This is a genomic window from Salimicrobium flavidum, assembly GCF_900156645.1.
GTDB classification, from domain to species: Bacteria; Bacillota; Bacilli; order Bacillales; family Halobacillaceae; genus Salimicrobium; species Salimicrobium flavidum.
In genome coordinates this window covers 350,178-367,708 of sequence record NZ_FTOC01000003.1, presented here as the reverse complement: position 1 = coordinate 367,708, position 17,531 = coordinate 350,178, and the positions used below count along the sequence as shown (strand labels likewise).

At 46.3% G+C, this 17,531-nt stretch carries 16 protein-coding genes, 1 riboswitch and 1 other annotated feature; of the genes, 4 read left to right on the top strand and 12 right to left on the bottom strand.

Features of this window, described 5'->3' with window-relative positions; all coding sequences use genetic code 11:
• Positions 1-368: 368 nt before the first annotated feature.
• The 3 genes from BW944_RS06795 to leuS form a co-directional block, all read right to left on the bottom strand.
• Positions 369-704 carry a rhodanese-like domain-containing protein gene (locus BW944_RS06795; protein ID WP_076558056.1) on the bottom strand — a complete coding sequence of 112 codons (336 nt, stop codon included), beginning with the start codon at positions 702-704 and terminating at the stop codon, positions 369-371.
• A 13-nt stretch (positions 705-717) separates the two neighbouring features.
• Complete coding sequence (locus BW944_RS06790) at positions 718-1,032, bottom strand: rhodanese-like domain-containing protein (protein WP_076558054.1); 315 nt, start codon at positions 1,030-1,032, stop codon at positions 718-720.
• Between the two features lie 105 nt (positions 1,033-1,137).
• Complete coding sequence (leuS, locus tag BW944_RS06785; protein ID WP_076558052.1) at positions 1,138-3,552, bottom strand: leucine--tRNA ligase; 2,415 nt, start codon at positions 3,550-3,552, stop codon at positions 1,138-1,140.
• A 151-nt stretch (positions 3,553-3,703) separates the two neighbouring features.
• Positions 3,704-3,911 (bottom strand) — a binding site (T-box leader).
• A 319-nt stretch (positions 3,912-4,230) separates the two neighbouring features.
• On the opposite strand from leuS, the gene BW944_RS06780 reads away from it, so the two are divergent.
• Positions 4,231-4,803 (top strand): tRNA 5-(aminomethyl)-2-thiouridylate-methyltransferase MnmM, encoded by a 573-nt coding sequence (locus BW944_RS06780; protein WP_076558051.1) that lies wholly within the window; start codon positions 4,231-4,233, stop codon positions 4,801-4,803.
• Between the two features lie 11 nt (positions 4,804-4,814).
• On the opposite strand, the gene BW944_RS06775 is transcribed toward BW944_RS06780, so the two are convergent.
• Entirely contained in the window at positions 4,815-5,879 is a 1,065-nt protein-coding gene (locus BW944_RS06775; protein WP_143525668.1) for a tetraprenyl-beta-curcumene synthase family protein, read from the bottom strand.
• Between the two features lie 14 nt (positions 5,880-5,893).
• Positions 5,894-6,667, bottom strand: coding sequence for an alpha/beta hydrolase (locus BW944_RS06770; RefSeq protein ID WP_076558050.1), 774 nt, complete (start codon positions 6,665-6,667; stop codon positions 5,894-5,896).
• A gap of 62 nt (positions 6,668-6,729) precedes the next feature.
• On the opposite strand from BW944_RS06770, the gene BW944_RS06765 reads away from it, so the two are divergent.
• Positions 6,730-7,236 (top strand): gamma carbonic anhydrase, encoded by a 507-nt coding sequence (locus BW944_RS06765; protein ID WP_076558048.1) that lies wholly within the window; start codon positions 6,730-6,732, stop codon positions 7,234-7,236.
• A gap of 425 nt (positions 7,237-7,661) precedes the next feature.
• On the opposite strand, the gene metK is transcribed toward BW944_RS06765, so the two are convergent.
• Together metK and BW944_RS06755 are read right to left on the bottom strand one after the other, a co-directional pair.
• The gene (gene metK, locus BW944_RS06760; RefSeq protein WP_076558046.1) at positions 7,662-8,864 is read right to left on the bottom strand and encodes a methionine adenosyltransferase; all 1,203 of its coding nucleotides are present in this window, start codon (positions 8,862-8,864) and stop codon (positions 7,662-7,664) included.
• Positions 8,865-9,191: 327 nt separating this feature from the next.
• Positions 9,192-9,294: riboswitch (SAM riboswitch) on the bottom strand.
• Between the two features lie 46 nt (positions 9,295-9,340).
• Positions 9,341-9,718, bottom strand: coding sequence for a thiol-disulfide oxidoreductase DCC family protein (locus BW944_RS06755; RefSeq protein WP_076558044.1), 378 nt, complete (start codon positions 9,716-9,718; stop codon positions 9,341-9,343).
• 147 nt (positions 9,719-9,865) lie between these two features.
• Between BW944_RS06755 and pckA the strand changes: the two genes are divergently transcribed.
• Positions 9,866-11,455, top strand: a complete 1,590-nt coding sequence (pckA, locus tag BW944_RS06750; protein WP_200806500.1) for a phosphoenolpyruvate carboxykinase (ATP) — start codon at positions 9,866-9,868, stop codon at positions 11,453-11,455.
• 49 nt (positions 11,456-11,504) lie between these two features.
• Here the strand turns inward: pckA and ytkD are convergent, their stop codons facing one another.
• Positions 11,505-11,972 (bottom strand): RNA deprotection pyrophosphohydrolase, encoded by a 468-nt coding sequence (gene ytkD, locus BW944_RS06745; RefSeq protein WP_076558042.1) that lies wholly within the window; start codon positions 11,970-11,972, stop codon positions 11,505-11,507.
• Positions 11,973-12,168: 196 nt separating this feature from the next.
• On the opposite strand from ytkD, the gene BW944_RS06740 reads away from it, so the two are divergent.
• Positions 12,169-12,999, top strand: coding sequence for a DUF6612 family protein (locus BW944_RS06740; RefSeq protein ID WP_076558040.1), 831 nt, complete (start codon positions 12,169-12,171; stop codon positions 12,997-12,999).
• A 237-nt stretch (positions 13,000-13,236) separates the two neighbouring features.
• Here BW944_RS06740 and BW944_RS06735 read toward each other — a convergent pair whose 3' ends face one another.
• From BW944_RS06735 to menB, 4 genes are all read right to left on the bottom strand, one after another.
• A complete protein-coding gene (locus BW944_RS06735) occupies positions 13,237-14,013 on the bottom strand; it encodes an IucA/IucC family C-terminal-domain containing protein (RefSeq protein WP_076558039.1) in 777 nt (258 codons plus the stop codon).
• 74 nt (positions 14,014-14,087) lie between these two features.
• Positions 14,088-15,167: an o-succinylbenzoate synthase gene (menC, locus tag BW944_RS06730; protein ID WP_076558036.1), complete on the bottom strand. Its 1,080-nt coding sequence runs from the start codon at positions 15,165-15,167 to the stop codon at positions 14,088-14,090.
• Complete coding sequence (locus BW944_RS06725) at positions 15,154-16,605, bottom strand: o-succinylbenzoate--CoA ligase (protein ID WP_076558016.1); 1,452 nt, start codon at positions 16,603-16,605, stop codon at positions 15,154-15,156. The genes menC and BW944_RS06725 overlap by 14 nt, the downstream gene beginning before the upstream one ends.
• 71 nt (positions 16,606-16,676) lie before the next feature.
• The gene (gene menB, locus BW944_RS06720; protein ID WP_076558014.1) at positions 16,677-17,495 is read right to left on the bottom strand and encodes a 1,4-dihydroxy-2-naphthoyl-CoA synthase; all 819 of its coding nucleotides are present in this window, start codon (positions 17,493-17,495) and stop codon (positions 16,677-16,679) included.
• Positions 17,496-17,531 lie beyond the last annotated feature (36 nt).

Sequence of the window (17,531 nt, the reverse complement as noted above, 5' to 3'; positions counted from 1 at the left end):
ATCAAACTCTCCATAAAAGAGCGATTGATTAGCTCATGTTGTCTTGCTTTAAAAATTGACGCATGGCATAAAACATTGTTCAGTTTTCAAAGATCTACTTGTTTCATCAGAAGCACAATAATTATATCATTTCTTTGTTATAAAAGTCAATGAGTTTATCATTCTGATTTGTATTTCGTTGCCGCTCTCTGAAGCAGCAAATACAATCTTACACCTATCAGTTTCAACAGTCAATGGTTTTAATAAATTTATTCCAAATCGATTTAAAATATCAGGTTATTACACATAAACTCTGTTGATCCGGATACCCAGACGCTCCACTAAAGTCCGAATTGAAAAGGACGAACGTAAAATAACGCCCGCCCTTCTCATGAAGCTTTCACATAATATACCGACTGGTTTCTCTTCTTCCTTAACATTCTTGCAGCTTTAACCGCACCCCGCTCATCATCGGTCACCAGTAAAATTTTCTTCGGACAGTCAAACCTGTCTTTCAATACTCTGGGTAAATAGCTGAGAGGAATATTCTCAGCTCCCGGGTAAGGGGCACGGTGAGCAGATATATAGTCTCTGATATCAATAACACAATAATCGCTGTCACTGAAGTCCTGGTTGTTGAGTGTACGCAGACGGTTCCACACCTTGGTGTGAGTAACTGTATAGAGTGCCAGAAAAAGCGCAACAGCTATTCCCCAATAAATCATACTTCCACCTTCTTCACTTGTAAGAAAGATCACCGGACCAGGCCAGCATACCGCCCTCGAGGTTCGTCACACTCGAAAATCCGTTTTCTTTCAGAAATTCTGATGCTTTCATGCTTCTGCGACCGGAACGACAAACCACTACATAATCGGTTTCTTTATCAAGGTCACGATACTGTTCAGGGAGATTACCGAGTTTTATATGCTTCGCGTTCGGAATCATTCCTTCCGCTACTTCTTCATCTTCCCTTACATCTATGACGGTCACATCTTCATTATTGTTCAGCTTCTGTTCTAATGTCTCTGCTTTCATTTCAGGAATAGTACTCATGTTTACCATCCTCCTTTTTTCTCTTCTGCACTTGTAATTTTAGTAAATGATAGTTAGAAGTCAAGAGAAAAGCTCGCCTCTCAAAACGAGAGACGAGCTTTTCCATTAATTGGCCACGATGTTTACAAGTTTTCCGGGAACAGCAACAATTTTTCTCACTGTTTTCCCTTCAAGCCAAGGTTTCACATCTTCATGCTCCAGAGCTGACTTTTCGAGGTCTTCTTTAGAAGCTTCTTTGTTCACCATCATTTTCGCACGGACTTTACCCATAACCTGTACGGCGATCTCCACTTCTTCTTCAATCAGTTTTTCGGGGTCGAACTGAGGCCACGGTTCATAAGCGATCGTTTCTTCGTGCCCGAGCGTTTCCCACATCTCTTCACTGATATGAGGAGCTACGGTTGAAAGGAGCTTGACGAACCCTTCGATAAACGGCTTCGGAAGCTCATCAGTTTTATAAGCGTCATTGATGAATACCATCATCTGAGAGATGCCCGTATTGAAACGCAGTTGTTCAAAGTTTTCCGTAACCTTCATAACTGTTTCATGATACGTTTTCTCCAGTGGTTCTGTATCCGCTTCTTCTTTGATAGCAGGATTCAACTTCCCTTCAGGTGCTACAAGCCTCCAGACGCGATCAAGGAAGCGACGTGCGCCTTCAAGTCCATTCTCCGACCAGGCGATGGAAGCTTCCAGAGGTCCCATGAACATTTCGTAAAGACGAAGGGTGTCCGCTCCATGCGTACGGATGATGTCATCAGGGTTTACTACATTCCCTTTCGACTTACTCATCTTTTCATTTCCCTCGCCTAGAATCATCCCCTGGTTGAACAATTGCTGGAAAGGCTCTTTCGTCGGAACTACACCCGCGTCATAAAGAACCTTATGCCAGAAACGTGCATAGAGCAAGTGAAGAACCGCATGCTCTGCTCCTCCGATATAAATATCGACCGGGAGCCATTTCTTCAACATGTCATAGTCTGCAAAGATTTCGTCGTTGTCCGGGTCGATGTAACGGAGATAATACCAGCAGCTTCCTGCCCACTGCGGCATCGTATTCGTCTCTCTCCGCCCTTTCATCCCGGTTTCCGGATCGGTGACGTTCACCCAGTCACTGATATTCGCAAGGGGGGACTCCCCTGTTCCGGAAGGCTTGATTTCTGTCGTTTTAGGCAACTCCACCGGCAGGTCCTTTTCAGGAACTGCACTTACCGATCCGTCCTCCCAGTGAATGATAGGGATCGGTTCTCCCCAGTAACGCTGACGGCTGAACAGCCAGTCTCTGAGACGATAAGTCGTCTCTTTCTTCCCTTTTCCATTTTCTTCGAGCCATTCGATCGCTTTCGTTATCGCTTCATCTTTATGAAGACCATTAAGAAAATCGGAATTGATATGCGGGCCATCCTCGGTGAAGGCTTCTTCCTCCGTATTCCCGCCTTCCACCACTGGTACGATACTCAAGTTGAATTTCTGAGCGAATTCGTAGTCACGTTCATCATGAGCAGGTACGGCCATGATAGCCCCGCTTCCATAGCTCATAAGAACGTAGTCCGCTACCCAAATAGGTAGTTTTTCTTCATTAACAGGGTTGATGGCGTAAGCACCTGTGAAAACACCTGATTTATCTTTGGCCAGGTCTGTTCTTTCCAGGTCACTCTTATTGAGGGCCTGGTCCACATATTTCCTTACCGCATCTTTCTGAGCGTCTGTCGTAATACTTTCAATGTACGGATGTTCCGGAGCAAACACTGCATATGTGGCGCCGAACAAAGTATCCGGGCGGGTAGTGAAAGCTTTGAAGGATTCATTGTGTCCGTCTATATCGAACTCGACTTCCGCCCCTTCAGATTTGCCGATCCAGTTCCGCTGCATGTCTTTGATACTCTCCGGCCAGTCCAAATCTTCCAAATCATCAAGCAATCTGTCGGCGTAAGCAGTGATTTTCAACATCCACTGCTTCATCGGACGACGTTCGACAGGATGGTCACCGCGCTCACTCTTGCCGTCAATGACTTCTTCATTGGCAAGAACCGTACCAAGTGCCGGACACCAGTTAACAGGAACTTCATCTATGTAGGCAAGCCCTTTTTCGTAAAGTTTCAGGAAAATCCATTGCGTCCATTTGTAATAGTTCGGATCCGTCGTGTTTATTTCCCGGTCCCAGTCGTAAGAAAAACCAAGCTCCTGGATCTGACGACGGAACGTGTTGATATTATGCGCCGTGAATTCTTCCGGGTCATTCCCGGTGTCCAACGCGTGCTGTTCAGCAGGAAGCCCGAAAGCATCCCACCCCATCGGGTGAAGTACTTCATACCCCTGCATCCGCTTCATTCTCGATAAGATATCAGTCGCCGTATACCCTTCAGGGTGGCCGACGTGAAGTCCTGCGCCGGAAGGATAAGGGAACATGTCGAGAGCGTAGAATTTCTCTTTCTCCGTATCAGTACGGGACTTGAATATTTTGTTTTCAAGCCAATGTTCCTGCCATTTCTTTTCGATTTCTATATGATTGAAAGCCATTTATATTCCTCCTCCTGATCCTCTCTGCCTTACATAAAACAGAGTCATGCATGAGTATTGTAAAAACGAACAACAGGAACTTCTCACCAGGATTCCCTGTACAATTATTGTTATTTTCTTCCATTAATAAAAAAAGCCTCTCCTCCCATGACTACGGGACGAGAGGCTGCATCTCGCGGTACCACCCAAATTAGCGATTTCCACGCTCACTTCACCCCGATAACGGAGGTCCCCCGGCAAAAGATTATCCCTTTTGCAACATCCAAGGCGAGTTCATGAACGCGGGAAGTACAGCTCTCAGCAACCGCTGTCTCTCTTCACTTCCTTCGATCATTACTACTCCTCTTCCACGTCTACTCAATTATACCCGTATCTTAATGAATCGGAAGGGCTTTGTCAACTGTTTCCTACGTTTCACTGATGATGCTTCTGGGAATGTGGATTTCATAGAGGTGATAATTATGAAGAATTTGATAAGAAAAGCTGTTTCCTATGCAAAAAGGAATCCGCAAAAAACCAAAAACTATGCAAGAAAAGCTTACAGCACGATATCAAAACGTAAATCCGGAACAAGGAAAACACCGCCAAAGTAAGAAAAGGCGGTGTTTTTTCGATTCTTATGATATACTTGTCTGCATCATTTTCAATGTGGAAAACTATTTATAAAGGATGGATATCATGAAACTGGATCGGGTACTCCCCTTCTCACATGAACTGATGAAAAAAGTCTTGGCTCCGGGCGACATCGCAATAGATGCCACCTGTGGAAACGGTCATGACACTTCATATCTGGCGAATCTCGTTGGAAAATCCGGACACGTTTATGGGTTCGACATACAGAAAGAAGCTATTGATTCCACAGCGGCAAAACTGGAAGAAGAATCGATGCAGGACCGAGTCACGCTTCACGAAACTTCCCATGCGAATGCTCTTCAGCACATTCCTGAAGAAGAGCACAAAAAGATCAGAGGAGCGATTTTCAACCTGGGATTTTTACCAGGCAGTGACAAAACCGTCGTCACTACTCCTGATCAGACCATAACAGCCATTGATAACATATTGGCCGTTATGGAAAAAGGCGGGGTGGTCGTTCTCGTCATCTATCACGGTCATGAAGGTGGTCGGGAAGAAAAGGACCATGTCATCGAATATGCCTCTCACCTGGACCAGCGTTCTGTCCATGTGCTCAGGTATCAGTTCATCAATCAGAAGAACAATGCGCCTTTTGTTCTCGCATTAGAAAAAGCCTGATCATCGGATGATCAGGCTTTAATCTTGTGAAAAGCTTTTACATTCAGGTAAAAAAACCATGTACGTTTCCCGCTTATATTAAGCAAATAAGGAACCATCGAAGAAGCACCTGGCAACTCCTTCACTTTCTCATCTGCTAAATACAGACTGACCACCCCTTCCCGGAGCATGCGATGAAATTTCGCATCAGGCAGTCTTTCGATTTTCCGATCGGTCCATTCCATGAACTCACCGATCCTTTTCTTCAATTCATCATTGGACTCGTAATACGTACAGAAGTTCATTTCCCCATCTTCTTCATCCTCTGCCTGATCGATATAATAATCGAGCAATATATGCATTCCTTGCATCGTGGGGAAATAACAGTCCTTCACACGGCGAACCAGTTCGTTGTTCACCCTGTCTCCTGCACAGTAAGCGACCAGCGTATAAACTCCCATCGTCGAGGCTGTACATGCAGAGAATTCATACCACTCCATTTCAGGTACACGCTCTCTATTTTTTTCATACCACGTTCTCATCCGTTCCACTCTATCTTCTTCCGCCACGTGTTTATGGACTTGGAATTCTCCGTAAAGAGCGCTCAAATCTGCGACATCCTGGTGTACGACATGATAAAAGGGAAGGTGACCAAGAACATTCTGACAAGTGTCCACCAAATCGTCCAAGTATCCACCGTCCTCTTTTTCTTCCCTGTAGAAATAGTAATCCCTATGTCCGTTCCCTGGATGAACGGCATCTTCAAGAGCATAATGAAGACTTTCGAAGTCTCTTGGGTCAAGCGACTCACTCTGGTCACATAAATTATCCAGATAATCACAGATCGTCTGGTAAGCAACAACGAAAGTGACGGTGTCTTTCCATCTATCTCCGGACAACAAAGAAAAAAGACCCCCTCCTTCACAATGGAAGGATTTCCTTTCAATACTGTCACATGCCTGATTCTTCAATTCTCCATCAGGGATGCTCTCCGCTTTCCTCTTCCATTCATCCAATTGCCGGAATACTTCCGGAAAAATGGAACGGTATCCGCGGTACATTAAGTCTACCGGTTGACTGGGTGCATATGTGGTCAAAACAAAATCCTCCTCTAGCTGTGTTGTTCTATAAAGTTGAGTGCATAACGGTATACATTTTTCCATTCCGGCTCATTGAAAATTTCATGATACATACCCGGCCATTCTTTATACGTTTTTTCCGTCAGATTCTGCGCATTGAACCAGCGTTTCGTATCTTTCAGCTTTACCATTTTATCATGCTCCGCCTGCATCACTAATAGTGGTACGTCGGTCAATGATTTACTATGGGCGGTTTTGATAGCTCTTTGGAATTCTTTATACCAGCGAACCGAAACTCTTTCTAATATTTTATCATCTCGCCTGTCCCGCTCCCATACTTCTTCATTTCTCGTGACTACTTTAGGGTCGTACGGATAGGAAACTTTGAAGGAAGGAGCTATTCTGTCGATCACATGAGAGATTGCTTCAAGGGGCTTATCCGCGCCGTTTTTTATACCGAGAGCGGGAGAAGAAAGAAGCACCGCGCGGATCGGCAGTGTTTTTTCCTGCAATGTCCGGATCACTGCAAGACCTCCCATACTGTGTCCAAGCAGGAATATAGGAAGATCCGCATCTCTTGCATACTCCACCCACCCTATAATCGTCGTTATATACTGTCGGAAGCTTTTGATATGGCCTCTTTCACCTTTTTCATCTCCTTGTCCAGGAAGGTCGCCGACAACGACTGAATATCCGTCCGATTGGAACTTTTCCGCCAACGTCTTGTACCGTCCTCCGTGTTCAAAGGCTCCATGAACAATTACAATGACAGCCTTTGGGGATACAGCTATGTATTCTTTAAGCATTACTTGTCCCTCTCCTTTCCTCTGATATAATAATTATATTAAACAGTATAAGGAGGTTTTGGATGATTTGCGAATATAATGACTACTACCCTGACATTTCTGATACTGCTTTTATTGCAGAAGATACAGTGATCACAGGGGATGTAACGATTGAAGAATATGCCAGTATCTGGTTCAAAACGGTCATAAGAGGAGATGTCGCTCCTGTACGAATAGGAAAGCGAAGCAATGTCCAGGATCTCAGCCTTCTTCATCAAAGCCCGGGGATGCCCCTTATTCTTGAGGACGGCGTGACTATAGGACATCAGGTGACCCTCCATTCGGCTACCATCAAAAAGAACGCCCTTGTAGGCATGGGGTCCATTATTCTTGACGGGGCCACCATAGGAGAAGAAGCCTTCGTCGGAGCAGGCAGCCTCGTCCCTCCGGGTAAAACGATACCTCCCCGCACACTCGCTATGGGTCGCCCTGCGAAGGTGGTCAGAGAACTGACGGAAGACGATTTCAAGGAACTCGACCGCATACGCAAAAGCTACGTCGAAAAAGGCCAGTATTATAAGAAAAGCTGAAACTCCCGTTTAGAAATACTGCCATAAGTAGACAGGTCAGACGAAAGACGGGTTTTCCTTTCTCTGATCCTGGCTACTTATGGTACGAATTTCTGGGAGTTGAAGCTGGATCAAGAAAAGCTGAGTCATCCGTTCAGAAGCACTGGCATAAGCAGGAATATTCACTTTTCGGGTGAACTCTCCCGGAAATGAGATTCCTGCTTATGACATGAGCTTCTGGATGATGAAGCTGGATCAAGAATAGTGCAGGCGACTGACCAGCTTCCCTAGCATAAGTGGATTCTTGGAGCGGAAAGCGTCCGCCTGAATATTTATTTTCAGGGTAGCCAAAAATAAAAGAACCGATTAGAAAAAGGCTGTGCCTTCATCCCTTCGGATGATAGCTACAGCCTTTTCTTATTGCCATTCCTTGGAACCGGAAAGCTTTACGTTTCCATCAATTTCGCCTTGAGCAGGTCGACCTTATCCACGTTTTCCCAAGGGAACTGATCAGCAGCACGCCCGAAGTGACCATAGGCGGCCGTCTGCCTGTATATCGGGCGTTTCAGATCGAGCATACGTATGATTCCTGCTGGACGGAGATCGAACAATTCCCGTACAGCCTTGACCAGTTCTGCTTCTGTAACCTTCCCGGTACCATCCGTATCAATAGAGATGGACACAGGTTCAGCTACCCCGATCGCATAAGCAAGCTGAACTTCACATGTATCTGCAAGACCGGCAGCCACAATATTTTTAGCCACGTATCGGGCTGCATAGGCAGCGGAACGGTCCACCTTCGTCGAGTCCTTGCCACTGAAAGCTCCGCCCCCATGTCTCGCGTATCCTCCGTACGTGTCGACGATGATCTTCCTGCCTGTCAGACCGGCATCTCCCTGAGGACCACCGATGACGAAGCGACCGGTAGGATTCAGAATATATTTCGTATTCTCATCCACGAACTCCGCCGGCACTACCGGAGCAATCACCTGTTCTCTCAAGTCTTTTTTGATTTGTTCAAGTGAAATTTCCTCGGCGTGCTGAGTAGATATGACGATAGTATCGACCCGGAGAGGATGATTGTTTTCATCGTACTCTACGGTGACCTGTGTTTTCCCGTCCGGACGCAAGTAGGAAAGCGTCTCATCTTTCCGGACATCCGCAAGCTTTTTCGAAAGCTGATGAGCAAGAGAAATAGGGAGAGGCATGAGTTCCTCCGTTTCATTCGTCGCATAACCGAACATCAGCCCCTGGTCTCCGGCACCGATGGCGTCGATTTCCTCTTCACTCATCTGACCTTCCCTCGATTCAAGGGATTCATCGACCCCTCCGGCTATATCAGGGGACTGCTCATCTATGGCTGTCAGTACCGCACACGTATCTGCATCAAAGCCGAATTTCGCCCTCGTATAACCTATTTCTTTGATTGTGCGTCTCACTACATGAGGAATATCAACGTATGTCGTGGTGGTGATTTCTCCCGAAACGAGCACCATACCGGTTGTTACTACGGTTTCGCAGGCGACACGTGCGTTCGGGTCCTCTTTTAATATTTCATCAAGAATTGCATCAGAAATTTGATCACATATCTTATCGGGGTGACCTTCCGTAACCGATTCAGATGTGAACAAACGGCGATTTACAGGCATGCTTCAAGACTCCTCCTTCAAACTTTGATTACGGTACTCTTTACCAGCATCACTACTGAGTGTTCTATCTTCATTTCTCATATCCTTTAAAAGCTGCAGGTATGTACACCACCCGGAACATTCATCCCGGAATACTCTTACCGGCGTATTTTCATCCGGAGAGTGAGCATACTTTATAATGAAATCTGCTAAAAGTAGCGTCAGCTTCTCACCAGTGGTCTGGCGCAAGCCTTACGTGAGCTTAATTGTAAGAAACGTCGATCTTTTCTTACCTGCAAAAAAGAAAAACCTTTCCTTCTTGTAGAGGAAAGGGTCGATTTCCTTTCGCTCTTATCGTCCAAGAGATTCCTCTTGCGTCAGGTTAGCACCATGTCTGAAGACGGTTGCCGGGTTTCATCGGGCCTGTCCCTCCACCGACTCTGGATAAGAGAGTTACCGTTCGCATTTTATCATATCAAATCAGGGAAGATTGTCAATTAGATGGAACAGCTCCCATCCTTACAATCGTGCACACCCACTCTGTATCGGTTATCGGCGATAAAACGGTACACCGGGAGACCGAGAGTTCTCACTTCAGGAATGGCGAGTATTTTACCTATCCCATAAAGCATAGGACATTCTTCACATATATAAGTGACTGCGTCATACCCGACATGCTCTTTTCTTAACGGGTCATACAGATGGAGCTGTTCCCGGATTTCTCTTTCTTTTTGCAGTGATAGAGACGTATACTCGGTGAGTCGTTGCAACGATAACCAGATCAGTCTGTTATTCCAGTCAAATAAAGTGACCCACTTCTTGGTATTTATGCACAACGGGCATTCAGCATCATACAGAACAATGGATTTCTTCATTATCTTCACCTTCTTTCTTCCATTATGGTACACCATCTCCGTCCTTTTTTAAAAAATTCAATAATAGTGTGGACTAATAAAGACAATGTGTTATACTATTTACAAATAATCGCTTACATGCGTAATTCAGGGAAAGGCGGGATATTGATGATTCATGCAAAAAGTGATCGCTCTAGCATCGAGGAGTTGCTTGAGGCAGACGGAACTCAAATCCAGTTATCCGTTCCGGCTCTTACAAAGAAAATAATAAATAGAAATGAAGGGACTCTGACTGACACTGGGGCCGTACAGGCAGAGACTGGGGCTTACACCGGACGTTCTCCCCACGACAAGTTCATCGTAAAAGACGAAGAAACATTCGAACGAGTGGACTGGGGAAAGGTTAATCAGCCGATGACCGAGGAAACCTTTCTTCACCTTTACCATAAAGTCATCAATCACTTGAAACAAACGGACGAACGCTTCGTCTTCAAAGGATATGCTGGAGCTGACGAAAAATACCGCCTTCCTATCCGTGTCATTACCGAATACGCCTGGCATAATCTGTTCGCAAGACAAATGTTCATAAGGCCTGACGAGGAAGAAGAGAACTCTCATGAAGCTTCCTTTACAGTATTGTCAGCTCCCGGGTTCCAGGCAGACCCTGAAACAGACGGCACAAACTCTGAAGTGTTCGTCACCATGTCATTCAAACACGGAATCGTGCTGATCGGTGGAACACAATACGCCGGGGAAATCAAAAAATCCATTTTTTCCGTCATGAATTACCTGCTTCCTAAACAGGATGTACTTCCTATGCACTGCTCCGCCAACGTAAATGAAGACGGGGAAACCGCACTATTCTTCGGTCTTTCCGGAACAGGAAAGACTACGTTATCCGCCGACCCTTCCCGTGCACTGATCGGAGATGACGAGCACGGCTGGTCCGACAAAGGGGTTTTCAATATGGAAGGCGGATGCTACGCCAAATGCAAGGATCTCTCCGCGGAAAGCGAGCCGGACATTTACAAAGCTATCCGATTCGGTGCGGTACTTGAAAACGTAGCAGTCAACCCTCGTACCGGCACACCGGATTATGAAGACACTTCCTTAACGGAAAACACCCGTGTGGCTTACCCGCTCGACCATATCGATAATGCCCTTGAGGAGAGTAAAGCAGGGCATCCGGAAACGATCATTTTTCTGACAGCAGACGCCACAGGTGTACTTCCACCGATAAGTAAGCTGACGAAAGAACAGGCGATGTATCATTTTCTCAGCGGATACACGAGTAAACTCGCAGGTACGGAGCGGGGAGTTACCACTCCTCAGGCCACATTCTCTTCCTGCTTCGGAGCGCCGTTCCTTCCACTACCTCCATCCGTCTATGCTAAAATGCTCGGTGATAAAATCGATGAATTCAATACGGATGTCTATTTAGTAAATACAGGTTGGAGCGGTGGCGCCTACGGAACAGGGAAGCGGATGAATCTTTTCTATACCCGTCGCATGGTGCATGCTGCCCTGAACGGAGAGTTCAACAACACCGACATGTACCAAGATCCTGTCTTTGGACTGAATATCCCACTCCAATTAGAAGGTGTCCCGGAAGACATCCTGATTCCCCGCAACGTATGGGAAGACAAAGATGCGTATGATCGTCACGCTATGGAACTTGCGAACAAATTCCATGAAAACTTCAAGAAGTTCACGTACGCTGATGAATCAATCGCTAACGCGGGTCCTGTCAAACATTGATGATAGTCTATAAAAAAGAGGGTGTCGCCGTCGACACCCTCTTTTTTGATCATTGCGCCGCTTCGATTCTCTCCAGACAACAGGGCAGCACATTATCTTTCATCATGAAACTGTACTTCTTTTGTTTTGGAAGAACCTCCGGAAGTTTCTCAAGCAGTACCGGCCCATTTGTTTCGAAATAGTGGGTTTCTTCTTCCAGACGGGAAATCTCTGCGAAATAAACATTTTTGACGATCGTACCGCCTTTGCCGGCTACATAATATTGCCCCACGTAATCGAGCTGATCGACGACAGCTCCAGTCTCCTCTTTCACTTCCCGAATAGCCGCTTCAAAAGCGCCTTCTCCGTCTTCGACTTTTCCTCCGGGAAATTCCAGACCACGTTCCTTATGCTCGGTCAGCAGCCATTTTCCACGATATCTGCAAATCACCCAGACGTGCTTAGGGTTCTCAGAGAAGGGGTGGTCTTCAAATGATAATTTGACGAGATTATTGTAATAATCGTAAAACTGTTCCATATCGTATCAACTGCCTTTTCCAAACACTCTTCTTATTCTAACTAAATCGTATCATATGACGAGGAAATTACAAACGTTCCATTTTCCGAGTCCACTATAGAATAGAAAACCGGTTCATTTTTGAAAATCTGAATTTCCTGAAACTTTTTTTCCAGATGAACGTAAAACAGATATACCATAAAAGGGGGTACTTCCGATGAAATTTTCAAGAAACATCGTGACTTTCCTGATCCTCTGCTCATTGCTTGCTGCCTGCAGTACAGCAGAAGGAGAAGATGCAGCAGAAGTTTTCAAACAGGCCGAAAAGGCCAGTGAATCTCTCGAAAGCGTAGCAATGGATATGGAAATGTCACAAACCGTCAGTACAGAAGGCGACGAGTCAACCGGAGATATGAATATTGATATGTCCGCTTCAGGTGAAATGCAGATCGACCCTCTACTCCTTCACCAGACGTTGGAAGTGGATACGGCAATGGGAGAAATGGCTGAGATGCCTGCACAGCAGATAGAACAGTATGTCACAGAAGACGCGATGTATATGACTAACCCGATGAACGGAGAGTGGATGAAAGCTCCTCAGGCCATGCAGGAACAACTGACTCAAAGTGCATCTCTCGAGACCCAGTCTCCGACGAAGCAGTTGGAAATGTTCAAAGATCATATTTCCGATTTCTCCATGGAAGAGACTGAAGACAGTTACAAACTGGACGTATCAGCTACAGGGGAGGAAATGAAATCTTTACTCAGTAGTGTGATGGAGCAGAGCGGAAACGATATGATGAACGAAGAGATGTTCGAGAAAATGAGCATCAACAGAACGGATATCTCATTTGTTCTCGCCAAAGACACCTACTATCCTGAAACCGTCGACCTTTCGATGGATATTACGATAGAAGAAGAGGGACAGACGGTTCATATGACCCAGGAATCGAACATCACCTACTCTGACTATAATAATATCGGAGAACTGACTGTTCCGGATGAAGTCATGAATAACGCAGAGGAGATGGATGTGCCCGGCCTTTAATTCAGAAGGCACGAGAACACCTCCTTGATAGCCTGATGCACCCGGCCGACACATAAGTTGGCCGGGTTTTTGTATTATTACGACGCCTCACGAAGAGAAAATAACAAAAAAAAGAGACGTTTTTTTTAAAAAACGTCTCTTAGTAAGGAAATGAAATTCACAGACAATCTAAAGTCTTACCGTATTTCCATTATACCTTATTTTCAGTAAAAATATACCGTTTACTATAATAAATTGTTATTTTTTCAAATTTTCCATTTGTTTGAGATGTGGGCACACCTTGCAGAACGTACTATCTTCGTGAAGACGGTAAGAAAGACAGCAGCACTTTCTTTCTCTCGCGCCTGAAGGTAGAACGGGCTGATCTTTGAAATAAGTGAACGGATTCTTGTTCTCCCCGAAAGGTTCTCCGTCCAATTCGTTGATGATGAAATAGAAGTCCCGTCGCTTCTGCTCCAATTCTTCGCCTTCAAACCACTCAGGTAATTTCCGTTCATAAAGCCAGTACAGATAAATAGCCACATTCTCCCACAGCACTTTTTTGGAAATACGGGTCGTCTTATGAATATGGAAGAACACCGGCTTGAGAAAGTCCCGGAAAAGCTGTCGCATATTATCCCTGATCCATTCCTCCCTGTCTTCTCCCGGGAGAGATACCGATTTATCTTTCAGGTGGAACTTAGGGAACCATTTCGGGTTGTCATCTATACGTATATAGCTCACGTTTCCAGGAGATACATCAGGGAACTTGTCCAAAACGGTCATCATCACTATTGGTACGGTAACGGCGTAGTGCCCCAACCGTTTCCCTAAAAATGAACCGGTAGTAAGGAAAGACTGGGAACCGAGATAAAGGTGAAGATCATTCAGCACATGTGCCGTGCCTTCTCTCGACATCAAATCCTCAGCCTGGACCGTCTCCAACACAGGCTCCTGCATATGTTCATGCGTATAGTAGCGGAAATGTCCGCTCAAGAACTTCTCTTCTGTTTCTGTAATCATTTCTCTGGTCATATCCGTCACCTCTTCTGTTCACTTTCAAGTGTAGAAAGAACTGAGATATCTGTCAATGATTTTGATAATCATTTTCAATAAGTGATGGAATGCCTATTTACTCTGATACTTTCTATATACTCCATATCAGGCTCCACACCGATCCCCGGGCCTTCAGGAACAGGAATGCGTCCATTTTTCATCAAGAGAGGCTTCCTGATGATATCTTTTTCGAAATAGCGGTCCGATCCGGAAAGATCCCCAGGCAACGTAAACCCAGGTAAAGAAGCAAGCGCGAGACTGTGCGCTTTGCCGATTCCCGTCTCCACCATCCCGCCACACCAGAGAGGCACGTTTCGACTTTTCGCATATTCATGGATCATCAGTGCTTCACTCCATCCACCGACACGGCTCAGTTTCACATTGATGATCTGACAGGCGCCCAGTTCTATCGCCTGTTCCGCATCTGCCATCCCCCTGATCGATTCATCAAGACAGATGGGGGTTTTCATTGATTTCTGAAGATTACGGTGCAGATGAAAATCTCCGGAGCGGAATGGCTGTTCAATCATCAACAGGTTGAAGTCATCAAGAGAGGTGAGTTCTTCCGGAGAGGAATAGCCACCGTTGCCGTCGATCATAAGAGGGAAATCTGGATCAATCTCTCTCAACGCTCTCAGCTGCTCCCTCTCCTTTCCCTGTTCGACCTTCACTTTCGCTCTTTGAAAACCGGCTTGTTTCAGTATGTGCAGTTCCTGTTCCGGCTCATTACTCAAACTGATTACACCACCGGCTTCCACTTCCTCTCTCTCCCCACCGACAAACGCTCTCAGACTCTTCCCTTCGCGTTTGGCGTATAAATCAAACAGGGCCTGTTCGATCCCCGCTTTTGCCATGGGATGACCCTTCACGGATGAGAACAATTCGCCTGGAGCTCCTCGTTCATCCAAACGGGGCAACAAAAAGTCTTTCGCAATATACCAGGCGGTTTGCACGGTCTCCTCTGTATAAAAGGGGGTAGAAAATGCAGCGATTTCCCCGTACCCTTTCCTTCCCTCTCCATCCGACAGTTCTACGATGATCACTTCCCTGCTTTCGAGATAGCCATGGGCCGTTTGGAACGGGCGTTTCATCGGGAGATCGATATGATGTAAAACGGCTTCACTCAATTTCATCGTATTTCCCTTCTTTCATCCTTTCGATCAATAGGTGCTTCATCACCTTGTTTGAAGCGTTGCGCGGCAGCTCGGTGATATGATAAATATAAGCCGGATGTTTGAAACGGGCGAGAAGACGCAGGCAAGCATTCTTCACATGCTGTCTATCTATCCCTTCACCTGTAACAAAAGCAGCTGGAACTTCTCCCCATTTCTCATCATCCACTCCCACCACTGCAGCTTCCTGTACTCCATCTACCTGGACGAGAACATTTTCGATTTCAGCAGGATACACATTCTCTCCGCCTGAAATGATCATTTCTTTCTTACGCCCGACGACATACAAAAAACCCTCTTCATCGAAACGACCCATGTCCCCCGTTGCAAAAAAACGGGTCGTGGGTCTCTCCCGATTGTAATACCCTTCAGAGACCATCGGCCCTTCGACCATTATTTCCCCTGTCTCTCCCTCATCAGCATCGATATGAACAGAGGCCGTTGCCAGTGCTTTTCCCGCGGAACCGAGTTTCCGTACAGCATCCTGCGGGGAAAGAGTCACAATTTGTGAAGTCGTTTCCGTCATCCCGTAAGTCTGAAAAACCGGTATACCCGCTTCATTCGCCTGTTTCAGCAATGTTTCTGTTGCCGGTCCTCCTCCTAACAGGAAGCAACGGAAAGAAGAAGGGAGCTCTTTTCCTTCGAGAGCCTTCACCAGCTTCCCGAGCATAACCGATACCCCGGAAACCATCGTGATCCCCCGCTGACGTATACTTTCCACCACCGCCTTCGCATCAAAATGGTCGTGGAATTCAATCGTCATCCCGTATACGACGCTTTTCATCAAAGTGGAAAATCCGCTCACATGAAACAAAGGTAAATTCAAAAGCCACTTATCCTCACGGTCGAAACCGAGGTTGAGGGCGGAACTTACAGCACTGAACCAATGATTCCCGTATGTATGAAGGACCGCTTTCGGATTTCCGGTCGTACCTGAGGTATACATCAATGTGAACACTTCATCGAGTTCGATGGTCTCTTTCAGCTCCGGCGTCTGATACTCCCCCTCCAAGTCTCTGAAAGAAAGAAAGGTGAGATTCTCATTTCCCAGGCCTGCTACTTTTTCCGCCTGCTCCGGTCCGTAGATGAACGTTTCCACCTCAGCATCCTTCACCTGATAGGAAAGTTCTTCCGGGGTAAGACGTATATTGAGAAGAACCGCCCTTGCTCCGAGATAACTTAACCCGAACACCACCTCGATGAAGGAAGGATGATTGACAGAAAGGACTGCGACATGGTCCTTCTCCTTTATTCCTTCGTGAGCCAGCGCTCCTGCCATCCTTTTGCTTCTTGTCTCCAAATCACGGAACGTGAGAAACGAACCATCCATGAACTCGACTGCGTGTCGCTCCGGTTGCAGGAACGACTGTTTACTCAGCCAATGCGGCATGCTGGTCATAAACCTCTCCCCTTTCGAATAACGTCATCAAAACAAAAGAGCGCCTGTATCAGACGCTCCTTCTTACGTGCTTATGGGAAACGCGGGAATTGATCGAAATCGGGCTTGCGTTTCTCTTTGAACGCATCACGCCCCTCTTTCGCTTCCTCGGTTGTATAATACAATAGCGTTGCGTCTCCGCCCATTTGCTGCAAACCGGCCAGTCCATCTGTATCCGCGTTGAACGAAGCCTTCAGGAAGCGGATAGCTGTAGGGGATTTTTCGAGCATCTCCTTACACCACTGAATCGTTTCCTCTTCCAGACGGTCCACAGGTACTACCGTGTTCACAAGACCCATTCTTTCCGCTTCCTCCGCAGAGTATTGACGACACAGGTACCAGATTTCGCGTGCTTTTTTATGACCGACGATGCGAGCCAATAGTCCAGCTCCGTACCCGGCATCGAAACTGCCGACTTTCGGACCTGTCTGACCGAAGACTGCATTATCAGCAGCAATCGTCAGGTCACAGACGACGTGAAGGACGTGACCTCCACCGATTGCGTACCCGGAAACCATCGCTACGACCGGTTTAGGGATCACACGGATCAGACGCTGCAGATCAAGCACGTTCAGACGAGGTACTTCGTCTGTACCGACATAACCGCCGTGACCGCGAACGCTCTGGTCACCACCGGCGCAGAAAGCAGCGTCTCCGGCTCCGGCAAGAACGATTACTCCTACGTTGGAATTATCGCGAGCGCGCGTAAACGCATCAATCAGTTCACGAACCGTAAGCGGCGTGAAGGCATTACGCACTTCCGGACGATTAATCGTGATCTTGGCGATTCCCCCGTATGTTTCATACAGAATTTCTTCATATTCATGTTCCTGAACCCATTCTACTGACATGAAAGGTCCTCCTTTTTTATGTAAAAATCTTAATAG